An 8,849-nucleotide genomic window follows, 5' to 3' on the forward strand; every position below is an offset into this window, starting at 1 on the left:
CGTGAACTCCAAGACCGATCAGGTCCAGGCGCACCGGTTCATGATGGGCCGGCTGTCCTCGGCGTTGCTGCGCGTCGACCCGGACGCGCCGGAAAGCCCGCTGCACCGGACCTACCGGGGCAGCACCATCGGCGGGCTGATCGCCACCCTCGCCGCAGTCGGCCTGCTGGTGTTCGGCCTGATCTCCCCGGGCGGCAACACCGCGTGGAAGCGCGAGGGCGCGCTGGTCGTCGGCGACGGGTCCGGGGCGAGATTCCTGTACGCGGGCGGAAAACTGCTGCCGGTGCTGAACTTCGCCTCGGCGAAGCTGGTGGCGGGCACCCAGCTCGCGGTGAAGCACGTCGCGGAGGCGTCGCTGGCGGACGTCCCCCGCGGCGACCCGCTGGGCATCATCGGCGCGCCCGACGCCCTGCCCGCGCTCGCCGCCGACCCGTGGGAGGTGTGTTCCGCCGCGGGCCGCGACCAGGCCGGGCTGACCACGCTGCGCGTTGGTGCCACCAGCGCCACCCGGCCGCTGACCGCGGACGAGGCGGTGGTGGTCGGCACCCCGGACGGGGTGACTTCCCTGCTGTGGCAAGGCAGGCGGCATCGGGTGGCGACCGACCGGGGCGCGCTCGACGCACTGGACGGCGTGCTCCAGCCGGTGAAGGCGCCGACGGCGTTGCTGGACGCGCTGCCGCCCGGCCCGGATTTCGGTCCGCCGCCGATCGCCGGGCTCGGTACCCCGGGGCCCGCGCTCGGCGCGGCGGACTCGCGGATCGGCCGCCTGTACACGGTTTCCGGCGAGCCCGCCCAGCGGTACGTGCTCACCGGCGCCGGGCTCACCCCGGTCTCCGAACTGGACGCGCGGCTGCTGACCGCGGACCCGGAGATCCGCCGCGCCGCGTACGGCGGCGGCGAGGTCACCGTCGCCCCGCTGCCGGGGCGGGTGGTCAGCGAGCACCTGTCGAAGGCCGAACCGCCGCCGCCGGCGAAGCCGCCCAAGGCGGTGACGCTCCACAACGGACAGGGACTGTGCGCGGTGGTGACGCCGGCCGGTGCCACGCCGCGCACCCACCTCGTGGTGGCCGACCGGCTGACCGAGGACGGTACCCAGCCCGCCCGCCAGCCCGGTATCGCCGCGCCGTGCACGCGGGTCGACCGGATCGCGGTGCGGCCGGGCTCGGGCGCGCTGGTCACCCCGGCCACCGCGGCGGGCCGCGTCGGCGACGCCCGGTACCTGGTGACCGACACCGGGGTGAAGTATCCCGTGCCGCCCGAGGGGGTCAAGGCACTCGGCTACGGATCCGCCGTCCCGGTCGGACTGCCGACGACGCTGCTGGCGTTGCTGCCGACCGGTGCCCCGCTGGATCCGTCGTCACTGCGTGACGGGGGCGCGGTGCTGCCGCCCTCGGCCGCGTGCGGTGGCTGACCGGAGGAACCGTGGGCCAGTTCTGCCGGTGGTTCCGCATGGTTCCCGTGGCCGGGAGTTGGTGTGATGGACGCCGCACCAGTCCGACGGCGGCGTTTTCCCCGCCGGTCACCGGGAAGGACGATCGATGAACGCACCGAAGTTCCAGAAGACCGACTCCGGGATGAAAGGTGGCTATCAGGCCATCCAGGAGTGTCTCGACACCTGCAAGGGAATCGGGGTCAACGTCGAGGGGATCGCCGGCGAACTGCACGGTGAGTGGCAGGGCGTCGCCGCGCAGACGTTCCTGACCAACCTGCGGGAATGGATGAGCGACTACCACCGCATCGTCAACTCGCTCGACGAGATCGGCGAGCTGGTCGGCATCAGCGACCAGCAGATGAACTCCGTCGAGCACGACATCGAACTGCTTTCGAAAAACGCTTTCACCGGCGGTGAAAGCGACCGGGTCTTCAACGCGATCGTTTCCTGACCAGCGCACCATTCACACCAGCGGAGGACGAATCATGACATTCGAGGGTTTCTCGGTCGGCGCCGCCATCCCGCACATGGCCGACCAGATGGCCAAGCAGACCAGCGCGATCGTGGAGGCGCTGAACGACCTGCGCGTCCAGATCAAGCCGATGGCCGACACCTGGACCGGTGCCGGTGCCGACGCCTGGCAGCAGGTGCAGGACGTCTGGGACAAGGCGATCCAGGACATGGAGGGACGTTTCGGCAAGGCCCACAAGACGTTGAACCTCTCCTACGACAACTACCGGGGCACGGACCTCAACATCAAGGCCAAGTTCGGCGGCGTGTGATCCGGGAAGAGGGAGGAAGAACGTGCCGGACAAGCCGGACGGCGGTGACATCAGGATCACCGTCAGTTTCCTGAGGGACTTTCGCGTGCAGGTCGTGCAGCCGATGCTCACCGAGCTGACGAGCAACACGAGCATCCTCGAACTCTCCTACACCAAGGGCGGTACCGCCAAGGGCGCCCGCAGGCTGCTCGCCGGTTCCGAAGCCTTCGAGCCCGCCCTGCGCCTCATCCAGAACTACGAGTCCGCCACCGGTACGGCCCCCACGCTCTACGCGCAGCTCGACACGATGAGGACCACTCTCGACCGGCTGAACTCGGCGATCGACCAGGTGGTGAAGATCGCGGAGAACGGCGAGGACGAGAACATCAAGCTGTCCACGGAGCTCTCGACGAGCCAGCTCGGCGTGATCTTCGGCAGCGGTTCCCCGCCGGGCAGCGGCAACACGGGTGGGAACCCGGGCGGTAACACGGGCGGCAACGGGAACACCGGTGGCAATCCCGGCGGCGGGGGAGGCTGAGCCGATGACGGATCCGGTGTCCATCGAACTATCCGGATACGCGAACTGGAAGTGGGAAGAGGCGCTCTCCGTATTCGCCGACGACGGCTACTACGAGAAAACGCCTTCCCGTACCACGGTCACGGGCGTGAGCTGGATCAAGTGGGACGTCTGGACCGACGCGGTCGGCCGCGGCAACGGCCGTGCCTCCGGCCACGGGTGGAACTGGTACTACGAGGACATCTGGGCGCGGTACTGGGCGGTCGCGGACGCCAACGAGGAAGCGCTCAAGGAGCCGATGACGAAGTTCTACCAGCCCATGAAGCGCATCATGAACGCGATCGCGAACGCGTTGGGCGGCGGCGAGTTCTCGGTGGACGGAGAGTCGAACAAGGCGGTCCAGCCGTGGACGTTCGACCGGGCGTCCACCGCGCTGAGCGGTGCGGAGACCTTCCTGACCGGCCACCGGAAGACGCTGGGCGACTGGAAGAAGAACGTCGGCCACAAGGGTGACGACTTCCAGGGGAGCGGCGCCGCGGCCTTCGGCTCCGTCCTGGACGGGCTGATCTTCCGCTGTGACGACGTACTGGGACAGCTGAAGACCGGGTCGGTCTCCCCCTCGGCGGCGCTGACCGACGATCCGGCGACCGGCGGGACCATGGAGGGCAAGGCGGGCCTCACCCAGGCCATGCGTGATCTGCTCGCCGCGTACCGCAGCTGGATGTTCTCCGAGGGAGAGGTCACCTACGACACCGGCCTCTTCGGCAGGATCAGCGCGCCGGCGAGCCGGCTGGCGTGGCCCGCCGGCGCGCTGCAGGCGACCTGGTACAGCACGGCGTTCTGCGACGATCTGAAGAACTGCAAACCGGGATATCTTTCCAATGCGGGACAGCACTTCCCCAAGAGCGGCCTGCTGGGCGCGGACGCCAGGTCCGGTCAGTTCTGGGACGGGCTGCAGCGGATCGCGCAGAACCTGTGGCTCGATCACCTGAAGGCGACGCTGGACACGGTGTCGGGCACGGCCATCAGCACGCTCGCGAAGAACTATGTCGCGACGGCGAAGTACCTGCACAACATCACCCCGCACCAGAAGCTCGACTTCCACCCCGGCGGGAACGGCCCGAAGCCGCCACCGGGGCCCGGCGACGGCGGGGACCACAACGGCAAGGACGGGAACGGCAAAGACGGGAACGGGAAGGACGGCACTGGAAAGGACGGCCCGAAACCGCCGCCCTTTTCCCACGACGGCACGTCGAAGAACGACTCGAACAAGAAAGGTCCGGGTGGCCCCGGCGGGCCGGACGGACCCAAGGGGCCGAAGGCACCGGACAAACTGCCAGACAAGAACGGTAGCTCGAATCCCGGCGGCCCGAATCCGAACGGTGCGGACCCGAACGCGCTGCTGAAGGTGCCGACCGGGTCGACCGTGGGCAACGACGGCGTAGTGCGGGACGCGAACGGCAAGCCGGTGCTCGACAGGCTCGGCAGGCAGATCATCGTGCCACCCGGTTCCCGGGTGAACCACGACGGCGAGATCGTCGGCAAGGACGGCAAGAAACTCGCCGAAAAGGACCGGGTCTCCCGGTCGGGCCAGGACAAGCGCGACACCGGCGACGAGTCCGAACTGGACAGGTACCTGAAGTCGTTGCGGGGCGAAAGTGGCGGCCTGGCACCGCCGCCGTTGCTGCTCCCGAACACGAACTCGTCGCTGCCTGGCCTGTCGTACGGCGGTGCCACGGTGCCTTCGCTCGACGGGCTTCCCGCGCTCCACAGTGGACAGACGGACGGGAAACCGTCCTTCGCCACCACGGGCGGCGGCCCGCAGTTCCCGACGGCGGGTGGCGGGCCGGAAACGCCGGTGCCGCCGAAGACCGTGTCCGGCGACAGCGGCCCCTCGCTGATCAAGAACGAGCCGGGGAACGGCATCCCGGGCAACGGCAACGGCGGGGTGCCGTTCTACCCGCCCAGCGCGGGCGCCGGGGCAGCGGGCGCGGGGGACAAGAAGGGCGAGCGCGACCGGACGACCTGGCTCGCCGAGGACGAGGAGACCTGGGGCACCGACCCCAAGCTCGCGCCCGCCGTGCTGGGTGCGCGCAGGCGGCGCGCGCGTCCCGCCCAGCGTGGCGGCAGCGGGGTACGCGATCACGGACAGGGAGGAAGCGATGGCCGATTTGCTGGAGGAACGACTGCACCAGGCTATGGTCATGCTGAGGGAACAGCGTGAGCGCATCGAGTCGGCGAAGGCCGAACTCGCCGCGCGCACCGCGTCGGTGACCTCGCCCGATCATCTGGTCACGGTGACGATGGACTCCCGGAACGCCGTGGTGGACCTGAAGTTCCACACCGCCAAGTACCGCACCATGCCACCGGAACAGCTGGCCAGGACACTGCTCGACGTGCTCGGCAAGGCCAGGGAGCAGATGGCGGAGGAAGTGGTCGAGACCTTCGGCCCGCTCCTGGACCAGCGTGAGCACCTGCGCGCGGCCATGGCGGGCCACACCGAGGTGGACTCCGCGTTCGCGGCGATCTGGGGCGAACGTCCCTCGGAAGCCCTCCGGACCCGGAGGGACTGACCGGAATGGCGAACGACCCGGCGGCCGACGCGCCCGTGGGCGGGAACGATACGAGGAACTGGTGGTGGCACCAGACACTCAACATCTTCAGCGCCGCCCCCGGGGTGCCGTCGCGGACCACGGTCACCGCCCCGGCGTGGCTGAAATCGGACTGCTTCCGGCACGCGCGCGGGCCGGGCAACCACGTTCCCGGCAACCTGGTGCACGTCGAGACCATGACGTTGTACACGTCGTACTACGGCGTCGCCGACCTCACTTCGGAAGCGTCGGCGGCGCTGACGGCGTTCGAGAGCGGCAGCACGACCGTCCTGAAGTCCCTGGCCGCGGACACCAACGCACTGGCACAGCAGGCCACGTTCGAGAAGGCCGCGCTGGCGCTGAACGGAACCGCGTCGTGGCTGACCGCACAGGTGAAGCCGCTGCACACCTGGCGCGACAAGGCCGGGCATCGCGGTGACGACTTCCAGGGCAACGGCGCGGGCGCGTTCTGGGACCTGCTGAACGGCCTCGCCTTCAAGTGCGAGGACCTGGTGGCGCAGATCAGCAAGGTGCGGACCTCGTGGGACGCGCTCCGCGACGCCAAGGGGTTCCTGCACGACGCCGGCGTCTCGCTCGACGAGGGCTACCAGCGGTGGCGGGGCGGGGAAAGCTTCACCTACGACACCGGGCTGGGTTTTTCGGTCACCGGCACCGGATCGGCGCTGGCCTCGCCGGGCGGAGCGGTCACCGCGGTCTGGACCGCGCCCCCGCTCGTCGCGGACTTCGCCGCGCACGGCCCGAAGGACTACTACCGGGACGAGGAGAGCTACCCGACCAGCACGATACTGGGTGGCAAGGTGACCGACAGCGCCATGTGGCAGAAGCTGGAAGAGGCGGCGAAGCGCGTCTGGGTCGAGCATCAGTCCATCTTGGACAGTTACGCGGCCAGCATGGCCGGGATGCTGAGCGCGGCCTACCTGGTGGCCGCCGGTCACCTGCCCACCGTGACCACCCCGGTCCCGCTCGTGTTTCCCGGCTCCGGCCCCGGTCCCGGCGACGGGCCCGGTCCGGGCAGCGGCGACGGCGGGTCCGGCACCACGGGCGGGAACGGCGACCAGGACGGGAACTACGGCACCACCGACGTCCACGGCCCGCCCCCGCCGGTACCGCCGCCGGGGGTGTCCCGTTCGGGCAGTACGCACGGACCGGGCGGACCGGCGGGCTGGACCGGCGGCGGCGACACCGCGCTGAAGGTCCCCACCGGGTCGCATGTGGACACCGACGGCCACGTGGTGGGGCCCGACGGCAAGTACGTGCTGGGCTCCGACGGCAGGCCGGTCATCGTTCCCCCGGGCTCCTGGGTGAACGCGAACGGCGAGATCGTCGGGCGGAACGGCGGCAGGCTCGACCAGAAGGACCGGCTCCGCAAGGTCTACGAGTCCACCAGCGGCTGGACCCGGGGCAACGGCGGCGAATCGGCGGTGGAGCGCTACCTCAAGTCGCTGGGACGGTCCTCGCCGCCGGTGCCGCCGCCGCGGCTGTCGGGCGGCACGCTGCCGCTGACGATGTCCAGATCCGACCCGCTCAGCGGATTCCACAGTGGACCCGGTGCGATGGGCGGGGGCCGGGTCGGCGCGTCGGCCCCTGGCCCCGTGCTGCCGGGCGGCGGCAAGCCACCGGTGCCGACCGCGGGCGGTCCGGTGTCCGCCGAGGGGCCCCCTGGCGCGATCGGCAGGGGGAACGGTGGAGTGCCGTTCTATCCGCCGACGGCGGGCGGTCCCGGCGGTGCGGGCGGGGGCAAGGGCGAACGGGACCGGGCGACGTGGCTGGCCGAGGACGAGCGGACCTGGGGCACCGACGCCGTGGTGGCGCCGGGCGTACTGGGCCGTCGCCGTCGCGGGCGCCGCCGCGCGCCGGAGCCGCGAACGGCTTCGAAACCGGGGCAGGACTACACGATGGGGCTCGGCGACCACAACACCGAGCACGGCATCTCGACGGGATGAGGGACGGAAGGTCATGGGCCAGAACAACGGCGGGATGAGCGCCGATCCGGAGATGATCGCGTACGTCGGTCAGCAGTTCAAACCGATCGCGCGCTACCTGTACGAAATCGGCCAGGGTGGGTCGGAGCGGCTGGAACTGCTGCTGGCCGCGTGCGGCGACGACGCTATGGGCAAGCAGATCGAGGGGCAGCTGCGGCCGACGATGAAGATCATCGAGGACGCCGTCGGATCGGTCGGCGCGGCGGTCGAGAACACCAGCCACGTGATGGCGGCGCTGGCCGTGAAGCTGCACACGATGGAGCACAACAACGTCGCGAACGTCCAGCACGGGTTCAAGCGCTGACCGTTTCGCCCGGCACAGCAGAGAAAGCGGGAGCACCATGTCGACAGATACCCAGCAGGCGACCGGCGTCGCGGTCCTCGCCGCCGAGGAACCGCCCGACACCGCCGCGGCGGCACCGAAGGCCGCCGAAACCGAGCAGGCGGCCGACACGGCCGGCGCGGCCGGCACGGTCGCCGCGGCCGGCGCCGTGCCCCCGGTCGTGGACGCCGCCACCGCGACCGGTACCCCCACGCCCGGTCGCCTGCCGAAGCCGATGATCGCCGCGGCGGCGATCGCGGGCGTCGTGCTGGTCGCCGTCCCGGTGGCGCTCAGCGGAGTGCTGGACGGCGGCGGGCCCGGCGAACGGCCGGGTACGCCCGGGTACGCCCAGAACCTCCCGCCGGGGGCCGGTTTCGTGCCGGGCATGGCCGCGCAGCAGGCCGGCCAGGTCCCCGGCGAACCGGCCGCGGTGCCACCGGGCGGTCAGGCCCCGCTGCCGCCGGGCGCCGAGGTGCCCGCGGAGCAGGCGGGTGTCCCGGCGGTCCCCGGTGCCCCGGTCGGAGCCGGCGCGGCTCCGGCTGGGGCACCGGGCCCGGCCGGACCGGCGCCCCAGGGGCAGCAGCCGCCGCAGGCGCAGAAGCAGGTGATGGCGGCCAACGTGGCGACCTACGAGGGCATGGCCGGGCCGGGTTGTGGTGGCGGCACGGGCTTCGCGGGTGTCGGGTCCTATCGCGACGGCAAGGCGGGCTGGACGGACAACGGCGGTGGCTGTGGCAACGCGTACGTCTCCATCCCGATGTCCGGTGACGCGGGCAAGGACGACTCCAGCGCCTATGGGCTGTGGACGTTCAACACCGGCGCGGTGACCGCGGGTTCGTGCGCGGTCTCGGTGTTCGTCCCCGACGGCAACCTGACCCAGGTCGGCGGGAACCCCACCTACTACCGCGTCTTCGACCGGTTCGACGTGAGCAAGGCGGCGCCGACCGGCACGTTCTCGGTCCGGCAGGTCGCCGAGCGCGGGCACTGGGTGCAGGTCGGCACCTTCCGGGTGAACGGGGCCAAGATCGCCGTCCAGCTGCTCACCAGGGGCCAGGACTGGAACGGCTCGACCAAGACCTACGCGCACCACGCCGCGGCCGCGATGAAGGCCAGCTGCCGTCAGGGGTGACGCAGGCGACTCCGGGTGGCCGGACGGGCGGTGAACCGTCCGGCCACCGCGGTGCGTTGCCTGTGGTGACAGCGAAGAAGGCGAGGGAGGTGCG

At 71.0% G+C, this 8,849-nt stretch carries 9 protein-coding genes; all 9 read left to right on the plus strand.

Features of this window, described 5'->3' with window-relative positions:
• Position 1 precedes the first annotated feature (1 nt).
• The 9 genes from eccB to ABD987_RS41890 all read left to right on the plus strand — a co-directional run bounded on the left by eccB (position 2) and on the right by ABD987_RS41890 (position 8,755).
• Complete coding sequence (gene eccB, locus ABD987_RS41850; RefSeq protein ID WP_345408072.1) at positions 2-1,411, plus strand: type VII secretion protein EccB; 1,410 nt, start codon at positions 2-4, stop codon at positions 1,409-1,411.
• A gap of 127 nt (positions 1,412-1,538) precedes the next feature.
• Entirely contained in the window at positions 1,539-1,883 is a 345-nt protein-coding gene (locus tag ABD987_RS41855) for a WXG100 family type VII secretion target (protein ID WP_345408074.1), read from the plus strand.
• 34 nt (positions 1,884-1,917) lie between these two features.
• Complete coding sequence (locus ABD987_RS41860) at positions 1,918-2,214, plus strand: WXG100 family type VII secretion target (RefSeq protein ID WP_345408076.1); 297 nt, start codon at positions 1,918-1,920, stop codon at positions 2,212-2,214.
• A 22-nt stretch (positions 2,215-2,236) separates the two neighbouring features.
• Complete coding sequence (locus tag ABD987_RS41865; protein WP_345408078.1) at positions 2,237-2,731, plus strand: hypothetical protein; 495 nt, start codon at positions 2,237-2,239, stop codon at positions 2,729-2,731.
• 4 nt (positions 2,732-2,735) lie between these two features.
• Positions 2,736-4,934, plus strand: coding sequence for a hypothetical protein (locus ABD987_RS41870; protein WP_345408080.1), 2,199 nt, complete (start codon positions 2,736-2,738; stop codon positions 4,932-4,934).
• Complete coding sequence (locus ABD987_RS41875) at positions 4,915-5,283, plus strand: YbaB/EbfC family nucleoid-associated protein (protein WP_345408082.1); 369 nt, start codon at positions 4,915-4,917, stop codon at positions 5,281-5,283. The genes ABD987_RS41870 and ABD987_RS41875 overlap by 20 nt, the downstream gene beginning before the upstream one ends.
• A gap of 5 nt (positions 5,284-5,288) precedes the next feature.
• The gene (locus ABD987_RS41880; RefSeq protein WP_345408084.1) at positions 5,289-7,265 is read left to right on the plus strand and encodes a hypothetical protein; all 1,977 of its coding nucleotides are present in this window, start codon (positions 5,289-5,291) and stop codon (positions 7,263-7,265) included.
• Between the two features lie 13 nt (positions 7,266-7,278).
• Complete coding sequence (locus ABD987_RS41885) at positions 7,279-7,608, plus strand: hypothetical protein (protein WP_345408086.1); 330 nt, start codon at positions 7,279-7,281, stop codon at positions 7,606-7,608.
• Between the two features lie 37 nt (positions 7,609-7,645).
• Complete coding sequence (locus ABD987_RS41890; protein ID WP_345408088.1) at positions 7,646-8,755, plus strand: hypothetical protein; 1,110 nt, start codon at positions 7,646-7,648, stop codon at positions 8,753-8,755.
• Positions 8,756-8,849 lie beyond the last annotated feature (94 nt).

Origin of the sequence: Amycolatopsis samaneae, from assembly GCF_039541975.1 — a bacterium.
In the GTDB taxonomy this organism is placed as follows: Bacteria; Actinomycetota; Actinomycetes; order Mycobacteriales; family Pseudonocardiaceae; genus Amycolatopsis; species Amycolatopsis samaneae.